This window comes from Bacillus toyonensis BCT-7112, assembly GCF_000496285.1.
GTDB lineage: Bacteria > Bacillota > Bacilli > Bacillales > Bacillaceae_G > Bacillus_A > Bacillus_A toyonensis.
On sequence record NC_022781.1, the window covers coordinates 339,388 to 364,104 of the forward strand.

25 protein-coding genes are annotated in these 24,717 nt (G+C 36.0%); 1 reads left to right on the forward strand and 24 read right to left on the reverse strand.

Annotated elements, in window-relative coordinates; genetic code table 11:
- Positions 1-63 precede the first annotated feature (63 nt).
- The 23 genes from BTOYO_RS01770 to BTOYO_RS01885 all read right to left on the reverse strand — a co-directional run bounded on the left by BTOYO_RS01770 (position 64) and on the right by BTOYO_RS01885 (position 21,386).
- Positions 64-789, reverse strand: a complete 726-nt coding sequence (locus tag BTOYO_RS01770) for an NAD-dependent protein deacylase (RefSeq protein WP_001159151.1) — start codon at positions 787-789, stop codon at positions 64-66.
- A 75-nt stretch (positions 790-864) separates the two neighbouring features.
- Positions 865-1,512, reverse strand: a complete 648-nt coding sequence (pcp, locus tag BTOYO_RS01775) for a pyroglutamyl-peptidase I (RefSeq protein ID WP_000859721.1) — start codon at positions 1,510-1,512, stop codon at positions 865-867.
- A gap of 15 nt (positions 1,513-1,527) precedes the next feature.
- The gene (locus BTOYO_RS01780; protein WP_001021657.1) at positions 1,528-2,490 is read right to left on the reverse strand and encodes a DUF979 domain-containing protein; all 963 of its coding nucleotides are present in this window, start codon (positions 2,488-2,490) and stop codon (positions 1,528-1,530) included.
- 1 nt (position 2,491) lies between these two features.
- Positions 2,492-3,187, reverse strand: a complete 696-nt coding sequence (locus BTOYO_RS01785) for a DUF969 domain-containing protein (protein WP_000593386.1) — start codon at positions 3,185-3,187, stop codon at positions 2,492-2,494.
- Positions 3,188-3,209: 22 nt separating this feature from the next.
- Positions 3,210-3,971, reverse strand: coding sequence for a 5-oxoprolinase subunit PxpA (gene pxpA, locus BTOYO_RS01790; RefSeq protein ID WP_000207306.1), 762 nt, complete (start codon positions 3,969-3,971; stop codon positions 3,210-3,212).
- A gap of 18 nt (positions 3,972-3,989) precedes the next feature.
- Positions 3,990-4,979 (reverse strand): 5-oxoprolinase subunit C family protein, encoded by a 990-nt coding sequence (locus tag BTOYO_RS01795; RefSeq protein ID WP_000382263.1) that lies wholly within the window; start codon positions 4,977-4,979, stop codon positions 3,990-3,992.
- Entirely contained in the window at positions 4,970-5,683 is a 714-nt protein-coding gene (gene pxpB, locus BTOYO_RS01800; protein WP_000672291.1) for a 5-oxoprolinase subunit PxpB, read from the reverse strand. The genes BTOYO_RS01795 and pxpB overlap by 10 nt, the downstream gene beginning before the upstream one ends.
- 14 nt (positions 5,684-5,697) lie before the next feature.
- Positions 5,698-6,450 carry an IclR family transcriptional regulator gene (locus tag BTOYO_RS01805; RefSeq protein ID WP_000026373.1) on the reverse strand — a complete coding sequence of 251 codons (753 nt, stop codon included), beginning with the start codon at positions 6,448-6,450 and terminating at the stop codon, positions 5,698-5,700.
- Between the two features lie 448 nt (positions 6,451-6,898).
- A complete protein-coding gene (locus tag BTOYO_RS01815; protein ID WP_000628826.1) occupies positions 6,899-7,732 on the reverse strand; it encodes a DNA alkylation repair protein in 834 nt (277 codons plus the stop codon).
- A gap of 153 nt (positions 7,733-7,885) precedes the next feature.
- A complete protein-coding gene (gene lepB, locus BTOYO_RS01820; protein WP_000662506.1) occupies positions 7,886-8,437 on the reverse strand; it encodes a signal peptidase I in 552 nt (183 codons plus the stop codon).
- A 23-nt stretch (positions 8,438-8,460) separates the two neighbouring features.
- On the reverse strand, positions 8,461-9,138 hold the full coding sequence (locus BTOYO_RS01825; RefSeq protein ID WP_000895104.1) for a copper homeostasis protein CutC: 678 nt from the start codon (positions 9,136-9,138) through the stop codon (positions 8,461-8,463).
- A 741-nt stretch (positions 9,139-9,879) separates the two neighbouring features.
- Positions 9,880-10,335, reverse strand: coding sequence for a VOC family protein (locus BTOYO_RS01830; RefSeq protein WP_000414361.1), 456 nt, complete (start codon positions 10,333-10,335; stop codon positions 9,880-9,882).
- A gap of 316 nt (positions 10,336-10,651) precedes the next feature.
- Positions 10,652-11,800, reverse strand: a complete 1,149-nt coding sequence (locus tag BTOYO_RS01835) for an acyl-CoA dehydrogenase family protein (protein ID WP_001218351.1) — start codon at positions 11,798-11,800, stop codon at positions 10,652-10,654.
- A gap of 285 nt (positions 11,801-12,085) precedes the next feature.
- Positions 12,086-12,718, reverse strand: a complete 633-nt coding sequence (locus BTOYO_RS01840; protein ID WP_000662220.1) for a YdcF family protein — start codon at positions 12,716-12,718, stop codon at positions 12,086-12,088.
- Between the two features lie 325 nt (positions 12,719-13,043).
- Positions 13,044-13,631, reverse strand: a complete 588-nt coding sequence (locus BTOYO_RS01845; RefSeq protein WP_000402592.1) for a GNAT family N-acetyltransferase — start codon at positions 13,629-13,631, stop codon at positions 13,044-13,046.
- Positions 13,632-13,743: 112 nt separating this feature from the next.
- Entirely contained in the window at positions 13,744-15,072 is a 1,329-nt protein-coding gene (locus tag BTOYO_RS01850; protein ID WP_001289431.1) for a YjiH family protein, read from the reverse strand.
- A 171-nt stretch (positions 15,073-15,243) separates the two neighbouring features.
- Entirely contained in the window at positions 15,244-16,371 is a 1,128-nt protein-coding gene (locus BTOYO_RS01855; RefSeq protein ID WP_000088546.1) for an alpha/beta hydrolase, read from the reverse strand.
- Positions 16,372-16,513: 142 nt separating this feature from the next.
- Positions 16,514-17,374: an AraC family transcriptional regulator gene (locus BTOYO_RS01860; RefSeq protein WP_000868380.1), complete on the reverse strand. Its 861-nt coding sequence runs from the start codon at positions 17,372-17,374 to the stop codon at positions 16,514-16,516.
- Positions 17,375-17,449: 75 nt separating this feature from the next.
- A complete protein-coding gene (locus BTOYO_RS01865; protein ID WP_023440974.1) occupies positions 17,450-18,331 on the reverse strand; it encodes an aminoglycoside phosphotransferase family protein in 882 nt (293 codons plus the stop codon).
- Entirely contained in the window at positions 18,332-18,847 is a 516-nt protein-coding gene (locus BTOYO_RS01870; RefSeq protein WP_000440855.1) for a GNAT family N-acetyltransferase, read from the reverse strand. It lies immediately after the preceding gene.
- Between the two features lie 26 nt (positions 18,848-18,873).
- Positions 18,874-19,335: a DUF2691 family protein gene (locus tag BTOYO_RS01875; RefSeq protein WP_000820174.1), complete on the reverse strand. Its 462-nt coding sequence runs from the start codon at positions 19,333-19,335 to the stop codon at positions 18,874-18,876.
- Between the two features lie 231 nt (positions 19,336-19,566).
- Entirely contained in the window at positions 19,567-20,001 is a 435-nt protein-coding gene (locus tag BTOYO_RS01880) for a ferritin-like domain-containing protein (RefSeq protein ID WP_000282814.1), read from the reverse strand.
- Positions 20,002-20,204: 203 nt separating this feature from the next.
- On the reverse strand, positions 20,205-21,386 hold the full coding sequence (locus tag BTOYO_RS01885) for a YhgE/Pip domain-containing protein (RefSeq protein ID WP_000475850.1): 1,182 nt from the start codon (positions 21,384-21,386) through the stop codon (positions 20,205-20,207).
- Positions 21,387-21,558: 172 nt separating this feature from the next.
- Between BTOYO_RS01885 and BTOYO_RS01890 the strand changes: the two genes are divergently transcribed.
- A complete protein-coding gene (locus BTOYO_RS01890) occupies positions 21,559-22,176 on the forward strand; it encodes a TetR/AcrR family transcriptional regulator (RefSeq protein ID WP_001205673.1) in 618 nt (205 codons plus the stop codon).
- Positions 22,177-22,294: 118 nt separating this feature from the next.
- Here BTOYO_RS01890 and BTOYO_RS01895 read toward each other — a convergent pair whose 3' ends face one another.
- Positions 22,295-24,682 (reverse strand): immune inhibitor A domain-containing protein, encoded by a 2,388-nt coding sequence (locus BTOYO_RS01895; RefSeq protein WP_000728987.1) that lies wholly within the window; start codon positions 24,680-24,682, stop codon positions 22,295-22,297.
- Between the last annotated feature and the right edge of the window lie 35 nt (positions 24,683-24,717).

Consider the following 24,717-nt stretch of genomic DNA (forward strand, 5'->3'; position numbering starts at 1 on the left):
TACAATATCATGAATACAAAAAACTGAGGTAGATACATTGCACCTCAGTTTTTTTACGATAACTTATTTATTTGAAGATAACCCTTCAACAAATTCACCAATCTTTTGTCGAAAAACAAAATCAAAGTTATATTCCTGCCCTGTTAACTCTTCATTTACTAAAATGGTTGTTGCTCCAATTTCCCTCTTTGCAATTTCCGGGAAAGATGCGACAGGCTGTACTTTTAATGACGTTCCCATAACGAGAAACACATCTGTTTCATATAAACGTGTAATCGCATTTTGATATTGCGGCAGTGTATCTCCGTATAAAACAACATCTGGATTTAAAATGAAATTACACTTCTCGCAGCGCGGTACTTCATGATCAATCATATATTGTAAATCATAACCCGTTTTACACTTCGGACAATGTGCTGTTTGAAGTGTTCCGTGTAAATCAATGACATGTTTACTACCACCTAATTGATGTAAACCGTCGATATTTTGCGTTAAAATTGTTATATCTTTTCCTTGTTCTTCTAGCTCAGCTAAAAAGCGATGTCCACGATTAGCTTTATATTGATGAAACGTATTAATTTGAAATATTTCTTTATAATGCTTCCAAAACTCTTTCGGACTTCTGTTATAGTACCCTCTCGATAAGTACATCTCCACATTCACATCAGCATACAACCCATTTGCTGAACGGAAATCTGGGATGCCACTTTCTGTACTGGCTCCTGCGCCTGTTAATACAGTAATTTTCTTCGCTTTTTCTAAAATTGAACGAACTTCTTCAAATTGCACAAAAATCACCTCTATGTATATTCCTATACTTATTATACCAGTTGTTTACAGGAGGTGTTGTACATTTCACTTTACTTAATGCGTCGCGCCCCCAATTTCTACAATATCTACCTCTACTTCCGTCGTTACTTCGATTGCCAACTCTACCCCTTTACTAATAGTAGAAAGTGACATACTCGGTTGCCCTGGGTAGCTACTCGCTTGTTCTGGTAAGAACGGAATGTGAATGAATCCGCCTTTTATTTTCATATCATGTTTTTCTAGTTCATACATAAGTCCATAGAATAAGTGATTACAAACGAATGTACCTGCCGTTTGTGAAACAGATGACGGTATGCCTTCTTCGCGAAGTTTTTTTACGATTGCTTTCATTGGGAGCGTGGACCAATAGGCAGCAGGTCCTTCCTCAACAACCGGTACATCCACCGGCTGATTCCCTTCATTGTCAGCAATTCTTGCATCATCAATATTAATTGCGACACGCTCTATCGTAATATCTGGTCTACCCCCAGCTTGTCCGATACATATAATCATTTCCGGCGACAGTTCTTCTATATATTCTTTTAAAACTTTTATTGATTTATGAAATACAGTTGGAACTTGTTTACTTATAATCTTGTACTCTCCGATTGTTTTTTCATGTAAGCTTTTTGCGACTTCCCAAGCTGGATTGATACTTTCTCCGCCGAACGGATCGAACCCTGTTAATAATACTGTTTTCATCGTTTTCCCTCCTAATTAGAAACGATATACTAAGCCGTACATAATAAACATATTTATGATAAAGATTGAAAGCGCGATGGGTACTTGCGCTTTAATAACAGCATTTTTATCTTTTAACTCTAAAAGCATTGCTGGAACGATATTAAAGTTTGCTGCCATTGGCGTAAGCAGTGTTCCGCAATATCCAGCAAACATGCCGAGTGCGGCCATAATCGCTGGATTCCCGCCGTGCATTTGAACAATTAAAGGTAATCCGATTCCGCCAGTGATTACTGCAAACGCTGCGAATGCATTCCCCATTACAACTGTGAAAAGCATCATTCCTAAACAGTACGCCATAACAGCAACGAATGGATATTCTGTCGGTAACACTTTTCCAACTAAATCAGAAACGACTTGTCCAACACCAGACTTCGCAAAAATGCCGCCAAGTGCTGCTAACATTTGTGGTAAAATAACTGCCCAACCAACAGCTTGTAATAATCTACTTCCTTCTTGAACAGGCGTCGTTATTTTCGATTTTGTAATACGCATCGCCGCAACGAATGCGAGTAATGCTCCTAACGCTAATGCAACTAACGTTACTTTATCTGGATCTACAAGGGATACATTTCCCCATTTGATTTTCCCTAACGTTAACGTACCGATAATTGTAAAAATAGGAATTAAAAGTGCAGGCATGAAAATTTTATTTTTTAATTTCTCAGCATGTTTCACACGTTCTTGTACAGGTACTTCTTTCTCCTCGGATTTTGTTACTTTATTCAATGAAGCTAACACGACCATAGCGAGCACGATACACCCAACGTAAAACGAAGGTATTACATTTCCGAATAAAAATGTAACTGCGAATAATGCCCAAAATAAGCTAGAACCGAATCGGTTTGGATGTTCACGATCGAATGCGATACGCACAGCGATAAAGGCAACGATTATACCTAATACATAATAAATTGTATCCATAGTTATGATGTTCATCTTATATAGCCTCCTTCTCTTGTTTTCCTTCTGCCTTCATTGTTTTCGCTATATATTTATCAAACCTTCTGAATCTAATCCAACTTACGATTAGTGCGGATATTGCTGTTGGAATACCCCAAAGCGCCATATCCCATACTCCGACATGCATACCTACTGAATCGAAGAATCCTTTCATTAATAAAATCGCACCAGTTGCGATAAAAATATCTTCTCCGAAAAACCAAGCTGTATTTTCTGCAGCAGCTGCGTTTGCTTTAATCTTTTCTCTTAATTTTTCCGGAAGTTTACCGTATTTACCTTGTGCCGCTCCTTCTGCCATTGGTGCAACGAGCGGTCTTACTGTTTGCGCATGACCACCAATATTCAGCCCTAGTGCCGCTGATGATTCTCTTATTGTAAAATATGACATTAATACTCTTCCAGTTGTTGCCCCTTTTGATTTCGTTATAAGTGCTTCTGCTCTTTCTTTTAAACCATAACGCTCTAAAATTCCGATTACAGGTAAAGTTAGTATAATAGGCATAGACATATATCTATTTTCTATAAAAAATTTACCGAACATGCTGATGACGTCATAAAAACTTAATCCTGAAACCATACCAGTAACAATTCCTGCAACCATTACTACTAATAGTGTATTTAACCTAAATAGAAAGCCAACTGCAACAAGTAGTATCCCAATTAATTTAATCATTTCCAGCACTTCCTCTCATTTTTTATTTCGGTGCACATATAGAAACACCATTAAGTTCGAATGTTCTGTATATTCTCTCCGCAAATTGTACCGCTTTCTCTCCATCGCCATGCAAACAAATTGTTTGCGCCTGAACTGTTACTTTCTCTCCATTCACCGTTTCTACATATCCTTCTTTTACCATTTGAAGCACTTGTTTTATCGCTTCGCCTTCATCTGTTATAAGTGCATTTTTTTCTGTACGACTTGTTAATGTCCCATCTTGCTTATACGTACGATCAGCAAAAACTTCTTGCATGAATGTTACTTTATATTTTTCTGCAGCTTGTATAAACGCCTCGCTATTTGCTAATCCGTAAAGTAATAGATCCGGGTTCATATGAGAAATTGCCTTTACGATTGCATCTGCAATTACTGGGTCAGTTGCCGCCATATTATATAGGGCACCGTGCGGTTTCACATGATGCATCTTCGCCCCTGCCGCTTTCACAAACCCGTCTAATGCACCAATTTGATATAAAACGTAATCATATACTTCACTTGCTGAAACATTCATGTTTCTTCTTCCAAATCCAATTAAATCAGGAAATCCAGGATGCGCCCCTATTGCTACGTTATGTTTCAAAGCTTTTTCAACTGTTTGACGCATAACGAACGGATCACCCGCATGAAAACCACAAGCAACATTTATAGAGGAAACGAACGGAAGAATCTCATCATCATTCCCCATTTTATAAGCTCCAAAACTTTCTCCTAAATCACAATTCAAATCGATTGTCGTCACGATATTTCCCTCCTACTCTCAGCTTCGTAAAGCGATGAACTTCTTTAATAGTTTCACATTTTCTTCCTGCTCTATGTACAATCGCTCCGCTTCTTCTATAGAAACTTTTTCAAAAGTTACATAGTCCCCTGGTTTCAGCTGGGCAAGCAGAGGTAAATCGACTGAAATGACATTTCCGATTCTCGGATAGCCACCTGTCGTTTGCCTATCTGCCATTAATATAATAGGCTGCCCACCATTTGGAACTTGAATGGTTCCAAATGTAACAGGACTTGATAGAATTTCTTGTTCTATTTCTCTATTTAAAACTTCCCCATCAAACCTATATCCCATGCGATCAGCATAATTGGACACTTTATACTCTTTCATAAAAAATGACTCTTTACTTTTTTCTGTAAACTGATTATATTCAAAATCTGTTATGACGCGAAGCGTAGGATGCTTCTTATATTTTGGTAAGACGTTATTTCGAATTGCCCATTTTGTTTTTATTCGCTCTTCCTTTTGTAAGTTCTGAATGAAACGACTCGCCATTTCTGCGTGCGTACCAATTTGAAAATAGTCACCCTTTTTGAGCATCCTTCCTTCAATCCCGCCAATAGCAGCTCGCATATATGTACTTTTACTTCCCATTGTATGATCAATATGAATACCACCAGCAAATGTTACATATGCTCTGCACCCACGTTTCGCTTTTCCAAAACAAAGCATGCTGCCTTCTTCTGCTAAAATAGGACGCCATAACGGAATTCGTTCTCCATTCAATAACGGTTCCAAATCCGCTCCGCCAATCGCGAGCAAAGTCGTTTTCTTTAGTAACAATTTAGGTCCCATTATCGTCATTTCTAAACCTGCTTCATTTTCTTCATTACCGACTAACATATTGATTAGCCTAAGTGCATTTTTATCCATCGCACCGCCAACTGGTACACCATACTGTTGATAATGAAATCGTCCTAAATCTTGGACTGTTGTAAGCATCCCCGCATGTAAAACCTCTACATCCATTCTTTAGCCCCCTCTAGCGATAAGTATTCTTCCTTTGTTACCGGGATAAAACGTAAATACATACCACTTTGAATATAGGTAGGTGATTCTTCTCTTGGATTAAATAATGAAATCGGTGTTCGGCCGATAATATTCCATCCACCCGGTGTTTCAAGCGGATAAATACCTGTTTGCTTTCCACCAATCCCTACCGAACCAGGAGCAATTTGTAACCGTGGTGTTTCTTTTCTAGGTGTTTCTAATTGTTTTGATAGTCCCCCTAAATATGGGAATCCTGGTGTGAAACCTAACATATACACAAAATATGTTGTTTCGCTATGTATACGAATAACATCCTCTACTTGCAAACCTTGATAATGTGCGACCTCTTCTAAATCCGGCCCATATTCGCCTCCGTAGCAAACTGGTATAGAAATATGTTTCACTTTCTGGTTCACTTCTTCTTTATATGAATCACACAGCTCCTGTATATATTGGCAAACGTAATCATATGACCTTTCACCTCTCTCATTTTGCATCCATACTTCGTACAAATTATAGTAAATTGCTAATGAAGTAAACGATGGCACACATTCAACCATTCCTGTAAATGGATGTTGTTTCAACGCTTGAAATAATCGCTGCACTTTTCCGTATATATCCATCCTAATTTCTTCACCAAACGTAACAATAATTGCTTGATCCCCTAACGCAGAAAATTTCATCCCATTCCCTCTTTCTATGCCAAAAAGCCGAGTTCTTTCGAAATGCGGTATGCTGTTTCTTTCACTTTCGCAGTAAAATATGAAATGTTACTTTCGCCATACTCAATTGCTAAACCTGAAACACTAATACCTGCTACAACCGTTCCATCATTCGCAAAAATCGGAGCTGCTATAGCTGCTGTATGATTTTCTAATTCAGAATAACTAATTGTGTAACCTTCCTTTTTCGCTAGTTGTAATACTTCTAGCAAATGTTCCTTATTCACAATTGTTCCATCCGCAAACTGTTTTAAATCGGTTTCCTCTATGTACTTCCTTTTCTCTTCCTCAGAAAAATAAGATAGTAAAATTCTCGGACATGCCCCCGCATAAAGAGGTGCTCTTCTTCCAACCGCTGTATAAACACGTACCGGCTGAACTCCTTCCATCTTTTCAACGTAAATTGCATCATTACCATCTTGAATAATTAAATTAACTGCCTGCCCTAAACTATCTCTAAGCTCTTTCATATATGGAATCGCAATATTTCTTACTGATAATCTTTGTGAAACAAGTTGCCCAAACCTTAAAAAAACGACTCCAAGACAATATTTCCCCTTCTCATTTTTTTGTAAAAGCTCCATTTCTTCTAGCGAACCGATTAAACGATAAACAGATGTTTTTGGCATATTTGTAAGCTGAACCATCTCTGTTAAACTTAACTCTTCATGCTCATAAAATAACTCTAAAATATCCATTGTCTTCACTGCCGTTTTATTTATACTCATCCTATCTCCTTTTTGTTCCGAATTTCGGAACTTTAATTCCATTTTTCGAAACAAAGATATAATTTAAAATTATAAAATATTCTTTCAATTCTATCAATATTTTTTTCACGTACATAATCCGATATATTTTGTCCGCTATTAAAAAAACACAAATAATAAGTGATTTATATAAAATAAAAGGCTCTTGAATGATTGACAAAACTTTAACACTTGAAGAACGAACTATTAGAATAAAAGTTACAATAAAAAAGTACGGAAGTTTAGATTTGAAATAAAATTTGATCACTTTTCATTAATAACACTGCTATAAAAGAAAATATAAAGAGCATGTTTGAATCAATTTTTGATCAAAACATGCTCTTCTCATTGTTATTCACAGTATTCTTTTTTAACTTGATTGATTGATTGATTGTTCCTTCGTTCAACTAACAAGTCTATTAGGTACATATTACTTATTTTTCAAAATCGTTCTTTTAGCTTTTTTAATAATTCTACTAGTTGATTTTATATCAGTATCCTTTTCCCATTCTTCACACAGGTTCATTACCCAATCCGGTTTCGTTTTACTTGTATCATTTAACCAGTTTCCAACCGAATCTTGGACATATTTTGATGGATCTGATTTAAGTAAATTAAGAATAGGAAGTGCTTTTTCAGGTTCTTGTTTTAATATTTCAATATGTTTACTCCATACACCTCGAGGACGAATAGATTCTACAGAGAACCTACGAATATTCTCATCTTCACTTTTTGCCCATTCTACTAACAACTCCACACTTTTTTCTATATTCTGTGAAAGATCTTCTCTAATAGACATCCAAGCAATTTCTCGAACACCAAAATGATGATCCGCTGCAAAAGGTCGAATGTACGTTAATGTATCTTTTAATGTGTTATTTGATTTTTTATTCATAAACGCTGCCCAACATCGTACACTATCTGAAATATGATTAGATAATTTTAACAATACATCTTCCTTGTTTCCTTCATTCTCTTTGAGTATAATTTCATCCAATAAAGTTCCTGTTATTCGTATGACTTTCATTCCTGTTTCCACGTTCTGTTTTTCTAATTCAGCTACTATGCTTTCCAAACTATTCTTGAGTCCTATTGAAGGTAAGACATTTTTGAGTAGTTCAATATGATTTATAGCTAGCCATTCTGTTAGATTAACACTTTCTACTTTCCCTTGCTGTAGTAATTGTAAGACCTCTTTAGGAATTTCGTTTACTTTCCTGGCTCCTTTCCTGTTTAAGATAACTTTTGCTTCTTTCGTTATCATTTAAATTCCCTCCTTGCAACACTATTTTCAAATAAACAGAGGTCATTTTGAAAAATAATAATCAAAATGACCTCTGTCTTTCTTAAATGAACATTCAGTTTTACAAAAAATGTGATTTAAATCCACAAGAAGAACATTTCTCCCATACTTGCTTTATAACGCTCTTACTTGTTTCAATGGCCAGAAAACAGCTTGTCCTTTTCCAACAATTTCATCTTCTGAAATAAAGCCAAACATGCGACCGTCCTTAGAAACTTCACGATTATCTCCTAAAACAAATACTTGGCCTTCTGGCACTTTCGTTTTCCCTGTGATTTGTTCTAATGTAAAGTCTGGAGTTAATACACGGCCAGCTGCTTTTTCTTTAAACTCTTTTAAATACGGTTCTTCCATCGCTTTTCCGTTTACGTATAAAACATCGTTTTTATACTCAACTGTATCACCTGGTAAACCAATTACTCGTTTTACTAAGTCGTACCCTTCTTTTCCGTGGAAGACGATAACATCGAAGCGATCTAATCCACTTATACTATAACCAATCTTATTCACGAGAACGCGCTCATTATTTTCTAACGTTGGCATCATCGATTCACCTTGCACTAAAGAAGGTGTAAATAAAACACCGCGAATAATTACAATTAGTACAAGGGTAAACCCTATTGTTTTAACCCAAGAGAATAATTCTTTCTTCGTATTTTCCTTCATCGTTTCTCCTCTTTCTTATGCACTTATTTTATTATTTCAACTAATTCTCGCACTAAACTTCGATCAATTTCAGAAAAACATGATTTACCTTCTCTTACCGCTGTACCGACATGAGCTTGCGAAATTCCAGTTTCATCTAATAACTGCTTTATATTTTCTTTCGTTACACCACTTCCAGCTACAAGTTGAATTTGACCATCGCTTACCTTTTGCATATCTTTAAGCACTGGAATATTATCTACTATATTTCCTTGTCCACCTGAAGTTAACACGTGAGTCACTTTATGGAATTCCTTTAAAGTTCTCATCGCTTCTACTAGGTTTTCTATATCATCTATCGCACGGTGATACGTTACATTTATTCCATCTACAACAGATAACAAATCTGCTAGCTTCTCTTTATCAACTTCTTTTTGTTCGTTTAATACGCCTAATACAACGCCTGCTGCACCTAACTTCTGCGCAACGCTAATGTCTTCTTTCATCATTTCAATTTCTTCTTCCGTATATGTAAAAGACTTCGCATGCGGACGAATCATAACGTGAATCGGTATATTTACTGCTTCTACCGCTTTTTTAATAAATGCATAACTCGGCGTTAATCCACCTTCTGTATAAGATGAAATTAATTCAATCCGCTTCCCACCCGCGCTTTCAATTCGTTTCACATCTTCTAAACATGTTGCAATAACCTCTAGCATGAGATAACCTCTTTTCGTGCTTTTTTCTTATTATACATTAGTAAAAATAAGAAGCCTAGCTTTCTCCTATAAAACTATAAAAAGAAGAATGAAAAGAAAGATTTTTTCAATTGATAACACTTATTTGTAATGTGCTATTTTTCATGAACAATACTACTAAAAAGAGAAAAAGATATACATCTTACAAAAGAACATTCCATTATCTCTCGTTCAGATGTATTTTTTAGAATTGAGTTCTTCGAAGCTATTCAAGGGATGCTGCCCATTGCTATCAAGCTAATATTTTGGAGCATCCTCAAAACAAAAAATTGTACATCCTCATCTGGAGATGTCAATTTTCTCGCTTTGGAGTAGTTGCTCTTCTTAGTTTGATGAGCATAGGGTAGCTCAGGAAAATACGAATTTACAACGTTAAAGAAATTCCAAAATTAAAAGCCAAATTTCTCAATATTAAAATTAAGGAAATTGGCTTTTTTGTCGCTCTGGAGAAGAGCCCTTTTATTGAATAATAAATTTCTTCACATTGAGAGGAATTAGCATATAACGTTTTCACAGAGATGTTACCTGAATCTCTTCCCTGCTTCTTCCCCGGCAACCAAGTGGTTCGGAGAGTCCTTTCGCTTGCATGTTATGTTATATGACGTACCCTACTTCTTAAAGTTACTTTCACACTACTATTCTGTTTCAATTTTCACTTCAGTAATATATTTCAGTAAAGTTTTTTTATAAAACGTCACTTTCTTATTTGTTACCGAGTTGTTCCGCCAAACCGATTAGAAGCCCTTCGGTTCCACGAATGTAACAGAGTCGATACGAGTCCTCGTACTGAACCACTTCGCCAACGAGCTGAGCACCACACTTAGTCGTGAGTCTGTATACCATTTCGTCAATGTCTTCAACAGTGAACATGACGCGTAAATAACCGAGGGCGTTTACAGGAGCAGTCCGGTGATCTGATATAGTAGGTGGGGTGAGAAATCGCGAAAGTTCAATTCGGCTGTGGCCATCTGGCGTAACCATCATAGCAATCTCTACGCACTGGGAGCCCAGTCCGGTTACGCGACCAGCCCATTCACCTTCGACAGTAGCTCGCCCTTCGAGTTTCAAGCCAATCTCCTCGAAGAAAGAGATTGCGTCATCAAGAGATTCTACAACGATACTGACATTGTCCATTCTTAGTAATTTGTTCTTTTCCATAGTTTTATCTCCTTATGTGTAAACATTTATTATCTAATCATCTTCATAAATTATTCTATTAAAAGTTACAAATTCCTTCCCAACAAAAAACACCTTATCACCGTTTACATCCAAACTGGCATTACAATAAATATTTTTCATCTAGGAACATTCATCAAATCATGATAATCATTTATATGAAAACACTACATTTCAAACTAGGATGGCAAACAAATAAAAAGCACGTGTTCGATTACTAATCAAACACGTGCTTTCAAAACAACTATATTGTCCATAAACAATAACATTTAAATTCATAAGCTCTATTCCTAAAACATCACGACCGAAATGCTACATCCGCCAGTATAGACAATGTTGCATCATCCATCGGCGGATTGTGTAAACCCGCTCTGACATTTAAGTAATAACGATGAAGTGGATTTTTTTCTGATAAACTTTTTGCCCCTACGATACGCATTGCTTTATCTACTATAGATATCGCCGCATTTGTTACTGCGTATTTCACTGCCGCTAGTTCTGCTTGTAGTGATAGTTTATCTTCTGCCTCATCGTACTTTTTCGCAATTTGATATAAAAAGACGCGAGCTTGCATAAGCTCAAGCTCTATTTCTCCAACTAATCTTCTAACACTCGGTAATAAACTAATAGAATGGTTTAAACTATTTGGCTTGTATGATTCCGCAAACTGAACTGCATAATTTCTTGCTGATTGTGCGATTCCTAAATAACATGCTGGTATATGTAGCAACCAGCCAATACCCTTTTGTTTCACTTTCCCGCCCAATACATTCGTAAAGAAGCGGTTTTCTATCTCCACATTTTGTAAGACAAGGTCGTGGCTAGCAGTTCCTCGCATCGCAACGCTATCCCATGTTTCTTCAATTGATACACCGAGCGTATTTCTTGGAATGACAAACTCACCAACTTCTTCTCGGCCTTCCATACTTGCTGAAATAATAAAATAATCAAGTACTGGTGCCATCGTTGTAAAAGTTTTCCTTCCATTTATAATCCACTTCTCGCCTTGTTGCACCGCGATTGTTTCTGGTTTACCACCACGCGTCGGACTTCCTGTTTTCGGTTCTGTTGCTGCCCGATTAAAGAGTGCACCATTACGCACTTCTTCGCAAAACCATTTGAACATTCCATCATTCCAAGAGCGATTTTCAGCTAGCTCTTTTACAATACCGATATGCCATCCAATCGATAATGCAGTAGCTCCACAGCCTTCTGCAATTTTCCCTTGAAATAAAACGAAGTCATATAAAGAAATCGCACTACCACCAAATTCCTTCGGTAACGTTATTTTCGTATATCCGATATCTTTTAAATTATTAATATTTTCATACGGAAATGATCCTAATTCACTTAATTGATGCTCCCTTTCCATGAACTTCGGAATCAATTTATTTATTTGTTCAATAATGAAAGATTGTTCTTCTGTTTCAACAAATGAGAGTGCCATACTATAATCTCCTTTATCCCGCTATTTGCGGGCAGTAAAACTCCCACCTCAAAATTCAGGTGGAGCAAAGAAGTTCAGTGGGAGTCGGGCTGCCCGTAAATGCTCGATTCATAAACCGTTCATTTTGTCATTATGATTATATGAAGCTACCTCTCTATTGTTTCACTATTCCGATAAAAATACAATGTTTTTGGATTATAAGAAAAATCCCTATAGAAAAACAGGTCCTTTTCTTATATTAATCCCCCGAAAAATCCCTATAGAAAAACAGGTCCTTTTCTTATATTAATCCCCCTTCAATGCCTTTAGCGGCAAAGAGGTTACATATCCGATATACGAGAATAATTCTTTAAAAAAGAATGGAATTTCTGTATCTAACGTTTTATATGCTGATGTTGGAGTCGGTGAAGCATATGCCTCAATGTTAATATGTTTTGCGATTCTCATTGCGCGTTTCATATGAAGCGGATCACTTACAATCGTGTATGAGTGTATTCCGTTCTCTATTCCAACTTCCTTCGCATTCTTTAAATTTTCTTCAGTGAAAAGGGATTTTGTTTCTATTAAAATATCCTCCTCTTTTACACCTTGTTTCAATGCATATACTCTAGCAGTGCGAGCTTCCTCAAGCTCTGCTTCAAACTTTGTACCACCTGTAAAAATAATTTTCTTAATGTTTCCGTTTTTATATAGAGAAATCGCGTGATTAATTCTTTCCTTAAATACAGGAGATGGTTTTCCGTTCCATGAAGCTGCTCCTAGCACGATACCAGCATCTGTCTTCACATCATCATCCGTTTTAAAGCGATAACTCCAAATATCGTAAGCTGCATAGCTCACATACAAAATAGCAGAACAAATCATTAATAAAAACACTTGAAAGATTCGTCTTTTTTTACTCTTCTTATTTTCTTTCATTTGTAATTGCCTCCGTACATCATCCATACTTCTATAAAAAAACATTTATATCAAATCGTTTTGTTTGAGTTTGTTTAAAAGAAGGTATTTTACTTATTATATATAAAAGGGTTTTCATTTAAAATTGAGGATTATCAATTCATTTTTCATTTGCGGTTTTCATTACAATTTTAATTCATTAGTTTATTACCATACAACTACATTGTAACGAATTTTTTCTCAGAAGGGAATGATGAAACAAAAGTAAATTAAATAAGTTAGTGTTTTGTAAGAAAAAAAGGTATATTATTCGCAAATTACGATCATATACCTTACAAAATACGAATTATAGCTTTTCTTTGTATAACTCTAATTTTTCTAACAATTCTCCTTTCACGCCTGACCATTCACTCGCAATAATACTGTACACAACTGCATCTCTCACATGACCGCTCGGCAATCTTCTTTCATTTCTTAGCACACCTTCTTTTACCGCGCCTAACCTTTCAATTGCTCGTTGTGCTTTTTCATTTCTTACATCCGTCTTAATTTGCACTCGTAGCATATGCAGTTTTTCAAAAGCATACTGGAGAAGCATATACTTACATTCTGTATTTATACTCGTACGTTGCACAATTGGATGGTACCACGTCTGCCCTAACTCCACTGTTTTATCTTCTACTGAAATATTATATAAACGTGTACTCCCTACAATCTTGTTCGTCTGTTGATCCACTACAGCGCAAGGGATTTGTGTACCCTTTCCATAACTCTTTATCGCTTTTTGAACATATTGCTGCATATCTTGAACAGTTTCCATTTTAGAGATTAAATACGCCCAAATTTGCCTATTTCCTTCTACAATCGAAAACAAAGTTTCGACATCACCACTATCCATTAACCGTAACTTCGCTCTTTCGTGAATGATTTCCATTTGTAAGCCCCCTTCTTTTGTTACTATAACATATGAATAAATATCTCAAAATTTATATATAATGATTTTAACAACAAAAATCCTCGCTCACATAGAAAGCGAGGGTTTCCTATTAAAGCACCAAATAAGCAATCGGCGTAATAATAAGCAACGTTAATATCGTTCTCTGCACGTACAAAATAATAAGTTCAGATACTTTTAACGGAATATCTGTCGATAATATACAAGGGATTGAAGCGGAGAAAAACAAAATAGATGATACCGAAATAACCGCAATGACAAACTTTGTCACGAGCGGCGCACTTACAACTAATAATGATGGTAAAAACATTTCTGCAATACCAACTGATACCGCTTTAGCAGCTAAGTCTGCTTCTGGTAATTGTAAAACCCATGTAAATGGATAAAAAATATAACTGATCCAATCAAATATTGGCGTGAACTTCGCTAAGACGATACCAATTAACCCTACTGACATAATAGATGGTAAAATTCCCATCGTCATAATAAAACCGTCTTTTAAGTTCACTGCAATATTTTTCATAATGCTCGGTGCAGATCTTGATACTTCTAATGCATCTTCCCAAGCACGTTCTAACATTTTTTCCTTATAAACGGGCTCTGGGAACCCTTCTTTCGTAATATATGTATCGGGCTTTCTACTAAGAGGTGGGATTCTTACGGTGATAGCAGTCACGATGAATGTTACTACAAGTGTAGTCCAAAAATAAACATTCCATAAATGCATAATGTCTAATGTTTTTGCGATGATGATCATAAATGTTGCGGATACTGTAGAAAATCCTGTAGCGATAATGGCTGCTTCTTTTGTCGTATACTTTCCTTCTTTATATACGCGGTTCGTAATTAATAAGGCTAGTGAATAACTTCCAACGAAGGAAGCAACCGCATCAATTGCCGATCGTCCCGGCGTATTCCATAAAGGTCTCATAATCGGACGGCAAAATGTACCGACAAATTCAAGCAACCCATATCCGACTAATAACGCTAAAAACGCCGAACCAATCGGAACGAGTAAACTTACCGATATAACTAGTTTCTCATACAAAAACGGCCCAACATCTGGTGCAAAAAACCAAGCTGGTCCCACTTTAAAACAATATAATACGCCAAAAACAACACCAACTACTTTTAAAATAGAAAAACAAATGTCTACGATAGATGCATTCCATTTCTTCGTATAAAATGGATAAATCGCACCAATCACCATAACAAACAATGCATAATAAGGTACTACGCCCGGAACTGAAGTACGGATCCACGATACGATATGATCAATCATAATAGAAGAAGCTCCATTTATCGTAACAGGTACGAAAAACATAAACACCCCAACGAGACTAGCGAGTATAAACCGAAGAATCATACTCCTCTCTCTTCCTGTCTTAATTACATTACTTTTTAATTCAATTTCACTCAAAATTCGACACCTCCTATTATCTAAATATTCTGCATAATATAGTTTTATTCCTTCTTTTGATCTTGAATATTTAATCATATAAAAAAGCCTAATTTGAAACATTTAGATCAAATTAGGCTTTTTATATACTTTTTAGATATTCTCACTTAAAGCACAAAGTAGAGTTTAAAATCATTGCTCAAAGTAGGAGTCTTTCTTACTATGCTTCAATATAAAACTCCCCATCTCAATCGCTAAATCTTCACTTTGAGGATAGACACCTACATTATCTCCATACGCGTGCCCTAAACCACGATAGAGAATCGTTTCAGTATCCACTCCTTGTTTCTTCAATTTAGCTGCATACGCTAAACATTCAATCATTAAAAAATCATGTTCTCCTACCGTAATAAATGTACTTGGATAATCTGAAGATACATCAACGTATGGACTTAAATACTTCGAATGAATGTCTTCCGTACCAAGTATTTCTGCCATCCCTCCGACCATTGCATGCATCATATTAAGCATTTTTTCTAATCCTTTTTTATATTTCGGAGCAATCTCATATTTATCTATACTCCAAGAATAAAACTCGTCTTCATAGTCACACATGTTAAGTGTAGGGTACAGAAGTAATTGCCCTTTAACGAAGTTTCTACCATCTTCCATATCTCTCGTTGTACAATACTGTGCTAAGTTCCCTCCAGCACTATCACCCGCAACAAAAATATTATTCTTATCACCGCCGAATGCTTCAGCATTCTCATAAATCCATTTTAAAGTAGTGTAACAATCTGTATGTCCATTTGGAAAAGGATGTTCTGGAGCTAATCGATAATCTACAGAAAAGGCTAGTATATCTGTTTTTTCTACTATTAATTTCACAAGTTCTTCTACCACATCTGGTGATCCTGCCATGAATCCGCCACCATGAATAAAATATAAAATTGGCGCGTTTTCTTGTTTTGAAATACTATTATAAATCCTTATCGGAATGTCATATCCATCTTCCGCTTTAACCGTTTCATTCGTAATATTTATATCTTTCGTTACGATTGGAACGCTTTTAATACCATTAAACTGCTTTCTCATATTCTTTACCGATTTTTCAGAAGCGTCCATTTTCATCATATTTTTAGGCATAAACCTCATTATATTCATTTGAACCTTCATATCTTTATAAAGACGTGGATCCATTGCTCCCTTTTCATCGCAATCTGGTATGTTTTTCACTATTACTTCTGCGCCTTGTACATTGATGGTTTCTTGTTTTTCTTGAATCTTTTCTAATAAATCTAAGCTATATTTTCTAGACATTCACTATTCCCCCATCTCTTTTTTAACGCTTTCATTTTCCGAAAAATTATATAACCGTATACATTTCCATTTACTAAATAAAAATACGTTCCATGTACAAAATGTAACATGGAACGTATTTTTATTGTTGTTCATATTTGATTCAATTATTGTCATTTTTTGATATGATATTTTTTCTATACTGTAATGGTGTATCCCCATATTTCCCTTTAAACTGCGAAATGAATGACTTCACATTGGGAAATCCATGTTTCACTGCTATATCTTGTATAGAATTCGTACTGCTAATAATATCTTCATACGCTTTATGAAGCCTGTATCTCGTTAAAAAAGAGATGAAATTTGATCCGAAAGATTTTTTGAACATCCGAGAAAAATGTTCCTCACTTACAAAAAAGTGTTTCGCTACATCTTTCATTTTAAGCTTTTCATCATAATGTTCATACATATATGTAATTATCTCTTTTTGTTTATTTCCAAATTGAAAATCATTATCTTCTTTTTTTCTATCTTTACAGTGGCGCAATAGAATATAAACAATCTCATAAATTAAACTATTCATTTTTATATAACTTAACTCATCAAAATTTGTGACTAACTCCTTTAATTCATAAAATATTTGTTGGAGCTTTTCTTTCTGCACAAATGATGCTTGTAGAGTAAATCTATATTTATCAAAATCAGCATTTAGCTCTTTAAGAAATTCATACGAAACTATTAACATCATTACTGCACAACTTGCATTCTCAACTTTTTCAAATTCGTGCACATCTCCACTGTTTACAAAAATAAACTCGCCAGCTGATACTTTCTTTTTTTGCCCATTTACATACAAAAAAACGTCTCCATATATTACTAAACTAATTTCAATACTTCTATGCCAGTGTGGAGGGATATAGTAGTGAAAATCAGCCGGAAGTCTTGTGCTATCTATATATTCAACCATACCTGGAATTCTATCACGCAATTTTATTTCTTCATATTTCCCTTGCCTGACTTTCAATTATGTTCCCTCCTTTTTATTGCATAGTAAACGTCAAATAACTTCAATCAAAACTTGTGCTACACATTACTATTTTCATCTCATTTTATAATCATCCACAATCACTTGGATTACACGATATGCTTCCTCAGCTACTTTTTCATTACTATTTCTATTCGCATCATATGTAATTAACGCCTTCCAAAGCGCCCATCCTCTCGCTCTATCCCACGTTTCCTCATCCATCCTCAACACTTCTTTAAATACATTTCTACTATTTTCATCAAAAAATGTCCATGCCATCGCCGCGTCACACGACGGATCACCTACTCCTAGTATACCAAAATCAATTACGGCACAAAGCTTTCCATCTTTAACGAGTAAATTCCCTGGCGCAACATCTCCATGAATCCAAACTGGTGTGCGTTCCCATTTTGATCGGAGCGCTAAATCCCAAAGGTGCTTTAACAATGCCTCATCAAAAGCGTCTTTATTGTTTTCAATAGCTACTCTCGCTTCTTCATCGTATACAGATATAAACCCGCCTCGGTAAAAGTTATGCGCTCCAGCTATTGGTCCGTTACTAGAATCAATGGATTGCAATTCTAGTAGAAATGATCCTAAGTCCGCTGCGAATTCATGTAAGTCACGAACATTTTCTTTCGTAACTGTCTCTCCCTCTATCCACTTATTAATAGACCATGGCCACGGATACTCTTCAGACGAATGCCCTTTTGCAATTGGTGCAGAAATTGGTAAAGAAAGTTCCTTATTTAATATAGGAAGCCACTTGTTTTCTTTCTCTACTTGCGGTGCATATGCTGCATCACTTGGTAATCTAACACTCATCTGATCTCCTAAGTGAAACGTTCTATTATCATGCCCACTAAACTTTACAGGTTTCACTTCTAAATGTGCCCATTCAGGAAACTGTTTCTGTATTAACTTCTTAACTAAACTTACGTTAATTAGATTCATTTATTTGCTCCTTTTCTTTTGAAACTTACTAAGCCCATCCGTACTGCCCACATACTCAAAATCATTTTTCTTATAAAAATCATTCAACGTACGATTATGTCCCACACAATCTAACTTCAAGTACTCTTTATCACACTGTACATTTTCTTCTACCCACTGCAAAATCGATTCTCCTATTCCATTCCCCTTATACTTCCGTCTCACCGCAAATCTATGAATATATACTGAATCCGAAACTTCCTCTTTACCAAAAATATGTTCATCCCATTCATTTTGTTTAGGAGATGCTGTAATCGTACCAACAATTTCATCTTCTTTCATAACAATATACGTATATTTATTTCTTATACATTCTAATATTTCAGCTGTAGCCTCTCCTCCTAACAGATACTGCCATTGATCTACTTCTTTATGTTGTAACCACTCTGCTACTTCTCTTAATAGAGTAATAATAGTATCGCTCTCCTCTTCAGTAGCAGTTCGTATTGTATATTCTTTAACTGTATTTCTCTCCATATTGCCGTTCCCCTTTCAAATTACTACTATACTGACAAACGCGTTCTACCGTCATTTTCGTCTGTAACGTATTCAACATAAAAACCTTGATTCAGTGCGTTTTCATACATCAATTCAATCGCTTTTGGGTCTTTAGCGTAAATGTGTATATAATCACCGTCCGCTACTAATACGACTACTTCACACTTGCTCTCTGTGAACTCTTCATATGTTTCAATCTCTTCTAATACTTCTCCTTTTGGATACGCTTTTAAATCTGCAAAAATGAGATAATATATGTTGTCTTTTATTAATTTTTTCAATTCTAATCCACTCATTACCTTGTTATCTTCTGAGAATAATTCTGATCCTAATCCATCAGGTAATCTGAAATAAGATTCCTCATTTTCCACTCGCCAATCAAATAACGTAATATCGATCGGCTTTAACACTTTCCAAAGTAGATTATCATATTCATTTGGAATATCTACAATAATTCCTCTTTTCATTTATTTGCTCCTAGCTTATTTATTTTCGCTTTCATTTCATACATTATATACCAAATTCAACTACTATATTTTGTCGATACCTATGTAACTTGTATTTCACCGCGAAAAACCGTCCCACTACTTATGAAACGGTTTCTTTCTGCTTATATTTAAGTTTTTCATTCAATTGTTGCACTACGCTTTAAAACAATTTCTAATATATTCATCACATCAGCCACTCATTCTTTATACTCACTTCGACTTCACAAAATAATATAAAAACCAAACCGCATGATTTTGTTCATCTGCAGCTATTCTCCGTAACAAATCTTTCACAGATGCATCCGATGTTTCATCTGAAATTTCCAAATAAAAATCTACTGTCCTTTGCTCATCCTGTATAGCGAATTCTAATCCTTGTAAGTACGTATTCGGGCATTCTTCGGTAATCTGTGGTTTAGGCTGCCTGCCAGTTAAGTTCGTATAAATTTGGACAAAGTTTTGGAAATGCTTTATTTCATCATTACGAATTTCAAGAATCTGATTTCGTTCTACTTGATTTGGAGCCATGTTAGCTAACTTTGCGTAGCAGCTTATAGCGCTATATTCTCCGTTTATAGCTTTTTCAATATCACTTATCAACTTATCATTTTGCCTATACCAATCATGATAATTCGAATTATACATCGTATCCCCTCCATAATTTCGCATAACATTTTATGCACTTTGAAATAGTAGGAGCATGTATACAAAAAAATTACTGCAAACACGAATACTTCAATCACGTATAACATATTGTAAAACCCTATCTATCGCTGCTTAATTTCCTTAACGATTCCTAATGATTTCATCAAAAAACGCTTCACTACGAGTGAAACGTTTTTTATCTTTTAAGCATTCAATTCCATTTTATGTCCCTTTACTGCACTACGCTTCAATGCAGTTGCTAGTATAACAACCATACTTACCACACCAATCCAAACGAGCACAGTAACAGGTGTATTCCAGCTTAACCCTTTTCCGAAGAAGAAGATCTCCCTGAGTCCTTCGATCATAAATTTCATTGGTAACCAAGAATAAACCCAATTTTGATAAAATGGCGACAACATTTCAGGTGCTAATGATAATAACGGTGCCCCGAAGAATAGTAAGAGTGCGAATAAACCGATACCTTTTAGCCCAACTAATGAAAGTACCGCCGATATCATTAAGAAGAAGCTAAAAGACGTGATGGATAAGAACAACGCTGTCTCCGTGAAATTCGAAATATTTAATCCTACCATCCCATCTGCAATCCACGTAAGGCCAAAACCAATTACAAGTGTCGCAACTGCTCCAGCTACTATTTGTTTTAGTTTTAATCCAAAGTTTTCTTTTCTTGTACGTACCGGCATTTTACTAAGCGCAATAAAAATAATTGCTGCGTTAGCTAAACTTGCAATCCATAACGGCTGAAATAATGACATTGGTGAGTTACCGTTCGCACTGTTTTTTCCGACCTCATTCACATTTTTCACGTGCTTTACAATAGGTGTTACTAATTTCGAAGCTTGATCTGTTGTTAAAGTAGCTCCCCTTGCTTTCAATCCATCTAATATTTGTGTGCGAACATTGTTGCTCATATTATCCACTACACCATTTAACATTTGCCCTGCCATAGTTGATGCAGCCATATTCATTCCTTGATTAATTAATATTTCTACTTCTGGTGAAGATGGCTGCGGTGTTCGTAATGAAGCCTGTTTCATACTAAATTCTTTCGGAATGACGAATGCGGCATAATACTCTTGATTATTTAAACCTTTTTGAACTGCTTCCTTATTTTTCACTTCTACCCACTTCATCGCAGGTTCTTCATCTGATTTCGCTGTTTTTTTGATATTATCAACAATTGTTTGCCCCATATTCATTTTCGGTTGATTTGGAACTTCTACACCTTGATCCTCATTTACAATTGCTATTGGCAAGTTTTTTGGCTTTGGTTGAACAGTTGGGAATAATGTTAATGAAAAAATAAAAACAACAAGTAGTGCAATAACTGGTGCTAACAATAAAAGTTTGTTTTTAAACATTTTCTTTTCTCCTCCTTTAATTTTCGTTACAATAAATGAACAACGTGTTGTTTATTTATATTTTGAATTATATGTTTGAACTAAATCTTATTCAATAATCAAAAATCGTGAATGTGTCGGTTATAAGACACTTTTGCTAAATGTGTTGAGTAAAATTAAGGAGGGACATGCTTTGCGTGATAGTAATTTAGATTTACGTGTTATTCGTACGAAAACGGCCATACGAAATGCACTAGTGGAGCTTATTGAAGAAAAAGGTTTTGACGCCATTACAGTAAAAGATATTACAACGAAAGCGAACATAAATCGCGGTACATTTTATGCGCACTATCAAGATAAATTTGATTTAATGACGAAATGCCAAGAAGAAATTATGCATGAGTTTTCTAGCATTGCCAAACAAAAATTCCCTGAAGTGATTGCCGATCTTGGCTCAAACCCTTCCCCAACGACGCCATTTGTACTTATCGCTTCTATTCTTGAATTTCTAAATGAAAATAGTGATTTTATGAAAGCTGTGTTAAGTCCAAAAGGAGATTTATCTTTCCAAACAAAACTGAAAGACTTTATGTGGAAAACACTATTTGAAGATACGAATGGGGCTCTTATTGATAAAGAGAGTTTGCTTGTTCCAAGCGAATACCTAACTTCTTATATGGCATCTGCTCATATAGGTGTCATTCAGCAATGGTTAAATAATGGCCAAAAAGAAACACCTAAGGAAATTGCTCGTATTTTATCAACTATCGCAGTTCACGGCCCGTTTTATGCGGCTGGTTTAAAGAAGTAAGCCAACCTGCATAGAAATATATTTTAATCAATCTGGACATCAACTAATTGCTTAATGAAATTTATGTTTCTATGAAAAAAGCTGTTGAAAGGAATCCCCTTCAACAGCTTCTCCATTATTAACGATATAAACGAACTGCACCTGCAGAATTATCATCTGCTTGTCCAACTACTTCAAATTTCAATCCAAACTTCGGTAATTTACGTCCTGCATCTGGGATTAAATCATTTATATACAATTTAGAATCATCAAACTTCGTTACACCTGGTAATCCTTTGTAATCATATGTTCCGCGTGTTGGAGATACAACTTTCCATGCTGGCGTCTGATTAAAGGAGAATGCAGCATCTGCGATTTGGTATCGTGTACTACCTTGAACAGTTGGTTTGCCGTTTAGCGTTCCAACAATTGCCTCTGGGTGAGAGTCAACAACCCCTAAGAAACCTTCTCCTGGATGAATACCAACCCAATTATCTGTAAAGCTAGAGTCTGCATACCATACAACAAGACCTGTATTATACGGTACACCGCTGCTATATTTTAATGCTTGGTCAGCACCAGCGTAGTTTCTCCACTCTAAATAGTAGTTATGTTTCTTCTTATCAAAACCGTTTGCTACAACGAAACCATTTAATTTTAATTTCGATTCGCCTTCTGCATCATCAGAGAAGACAACATTTCCATCTACAGTTAATGTAGCGTTATCAAAAGTAAAACCGTTCGGTGCTAAGCCACCATCTGTAATGTATTCAAATACTAGTTTTACTTTTTGACCTTTAAATTTGCTTAAGTCATATGACTTATCTACCCATTTACCATCCGTTGTATCTAGACCATTTTTCACATTCTTTTCGCCAATTCGATCGACTAACGTTTTCTTATTATCCTCTGTCACTGCATATACTTCAAGGAAGTCATAATCTGTTTCAATTTCATACAATGACTTGTAATCAAACTTCGCCAGTGTTGCATTTGTTAAATCAAACACTGGTGTTTCTAATGTTGTATGAAGATTATCGCCTTTTGTACTATAGTAATATTTCTTACCGAATGCAGGCTGAATACCTTTCACTTCTTTATCTGGTAAGTTAACGCGAATTAGACCAGGACGAGCTGATTTCGTTACACTTTGGTCTAAGTACGTTGCAAAACCGATACCACGATTTAATTTATCATAGTCTACCTCTACAATATTTGCCCAGTTTCCACCCATGTTCTTTTGAAAGAACTCTTTGTTTTGCGGAGAGAAACTCGGTGGCGTTGTACCTGCAATTTTACCAGCCCAGCTGCCGCCACTCATAACAGACCAAGAGTTAATTGGCTCCCCTGCTCCTGAATACTTCGTATCATACTCATCCGGAAGGCCTAAATCATGACCAAATTCATGTGCGAATACACCAACTGCTCCGTCTTCTGGCTCAATTGTGTAATCGTACGCTGCCATTTTACCGCCCCAGTTATCAACTTTTGCTTTTGTTCCTTCAATTGGATATGGTGTTCCAAGGTGCCAACGATGCGACCAAATTGCATCATCACCTAGTCTACCACCGCCTCCATCTTGCCCAACTCCAGCGTGAATGACCATTAAGTGATCAATCAGACCATCTGGTTCATTTTTATTGCCATCACCATTATTGTCATATTGATCGTATTCGTCAAATTCAGATAAATCAATACCACTTTCTACAGCCGCATTTAATGCTTCTTTTACAAAATCACGAGGTCCTTTTGGTCCTTTATTATCATGGCCGCCATCTCCTGCATCTGCGCCATAATCTGCCGCATTACCAGGAACTGTCAACCACTTTGTTACTGTGCCATCTACTGTATAACTACCACCAGATTGCTCTTCATAATATTGTTTAAATGTTGGTACTTTTGAACCATCAAAGAGTGTAAATGGCTCATTACCAAATAACATTTTTTGATAATGTTCTGGATTAAAATCATTTGAATACATATAACCTGGTACTTGATCAATATTGTTATGCTTAAAGTCAGCAAACTCCACCAACAATACAAGCACTTTATCTTTACGGACATCACCATTATATTGTTTTTGCTTCGCTGAAGTAGTTGGTACTTTGCCGTTTAATCCCCCTTTAACCGGCTCTTGTCCAACTACCGGGCCACTAGCAGGTTGATCAGCTTTTTCTTTCGCATCTGCTTTTGCATCTTTCACTTTTTTCAAAAAGTCAAACGCTTCTCTCGAGACACTATCCCCTGTTGCTGGTTCTTTCCCAGCATTTTCGCCTTTTTTCTTCTCTACGTATTTTTCAACAGCTTTTAATGTGTCTTCTTTCGACGCAGAATTATTAATTACACCGCGTTTCTTGAGCGCATCTGCTAGACGGTCCTCTTGAATTAAATTTCCATCAATCGGACTTAAAGATCCTACATTAGACGGCGTTGCCGCATAAACAGATTGACTACCTACCCCAAATGTGCAACTAAGCACTGCTGCCGCCGCAAGCGTAGACAGCACTTTAAAAGGCTTTTTCTTCATCCCTATTCCTCCCCAATATTAAATACGTTATAACG

What these genes read in the sequence shown, in the direction of transcription:
- pcp (WP_000859721.1), bottom strand. Translation starts at nt 1,512, where the DNA reads ATGAAAACAGTATTATTAACAGGGTTCGATCCGTTCGGCGGAGAAAGT.
- BTOYO_RS01780 (WP_001021657.1), bottom strand. Translation starts at nt 2,490, where the DNA reads ATGAACATCATAACTATGGATACAATTTATTATGTATTAGGTATAATC.
- BTOYO_RS01785 (WP_000593386.1), bottom strand. Translation starts at nt 3,187, where the DNA reads ATGATTAAATTAATTGGGATACTACTTGTTGCAGTTGGCTTTCTATTT.
- BTOYO_RS01795 (WP_000382263.1), bottom strand. Translation starts at nt 4,979, where the DNA reads ATGGATGTAGAGGTTTTACATGCGGGGATGCTTACAACAGTCCAAGAT.
- pxpB (WP_000672291.1), bottom strand. Translation starts at nt 5,683, where the DNA reads ATGAAATTTTCTGCGTTAGGGGATCAAGCAATTATTGTTACGTTTGGT.
- BTOYO_RS01805 (WP_000026373.1), bottom strand. Translation starts at nt 6,450, where the DNA reads ATGAGTATAAATAAAACGGCAGTGAAGACAATGGATATTTTAGAGTTA.
- BTOYO_RS01815 (WP_000628826.1), bottom strand. Translation starts at nt 7,732, where the DNA reads ATGATAACGAAAGAAGCAAAAGTTATCTTAAACAGGAAAGGAGCCAGG.
- lepB (WP_000662506.1), bottom strand. Translation starts at nt 8,437, where the DNA reads ATGAAGGAAAATACGAAGAAAGAATTATTCTCTTGGGTTAAAACAATA.
- BTOYO_RS01825 (WP_000895104.1), bottom strand. Translation starts at nt 9,138, where the DNA reads ATGCTAGAGGTTATTGCAACATGTTTAGAAGATGTGAAACGAATTGAA.
- BTOYO_RS01830 (WP_000414361.1), bottom strand. Translation starts at nt 10,335, where the DNA reads ATGGAAAAGAACAAATTACTAAGAATGGACAATGTCAGTATCGTTGTA.
- BTOYO_RS01835 (WP_001218351.1), bottom strand. Translation starts at nt 11,800, where the DNA reads ATGGCACTCTCATTTGTTGAAACAGAAGAACAATCTTTCATTATTGAA.
- BTOYO_RS01840 (WP_000662220.1), bottom strand. Translation starts at nt 12,718, where the DNA reads ATGAAAGAAAATAAGAAGAGTAAAAAAAGACGAATCTTTCAAGTGTTT.
- BTOYO_RS01845 (WP_000402592.1), bottom strand. Translation starts at nt 13,631, where the DNA reads ATGGAAATCATTCACGAAAGAGCGAAGTTACGGTTAATGGATAGTGGT.
- BTOYO_RS01855 (WP_000088546.1), bottom strand. Translation starts at nt 16,371, where the DNA reads ATGTCTAGAAAATATAGCTTAGATTTATTAGAAAAGATTCAAGAAAAA.
- BTOYO_RS01865 (WP_023440974.1), bottom strand. Translation starts at nt 18,331, where the DNA reads ATGAATCTAATTAACGTAAGTTTAGTTAAGAAGTTAATACAGAAACAG.
- BTOYO_RS01870 (WP_000440855.1), bottom strand. Translation starts at nt 18,847, where the DNA reads ATGGAGAGAAATACAGTTAAAGAATATACAATACGAACTGCTACTGAA.
- BTOYO_RS01875 (WP_000820174.1), bottom strand. Translation starts at nt 19,335, where the DNA reads ATGAAAAGAGGAATTATTGTAGATATTCCAAATGAATATGATAATCTA.
- BTOYO_RS01880 (WP_000282814.1), bottom strand. Translation starts at nt 20,001, where the DNA reads ATGTATAATTCGAATTATCATGATTGGTATAGGCAAAATGATAAGTTG.
- BTOYO_RS01885 (WP_000475850.1), bottom strand. Translation starts at nt 21,386, where the DNA reads ATGTTTAAAAACAAACTTTTATTGTTAGCACCAGTTATTGCACTACTT.
- BTOYO_RS01895 (WP_000728987.1), bottom strand. Translation starts at nt 24,682, where the DNA reads ATGAAGAAAAAGCCTTTTAAAGTGCTGTCTACGCTTGCGGCGGCAGCA.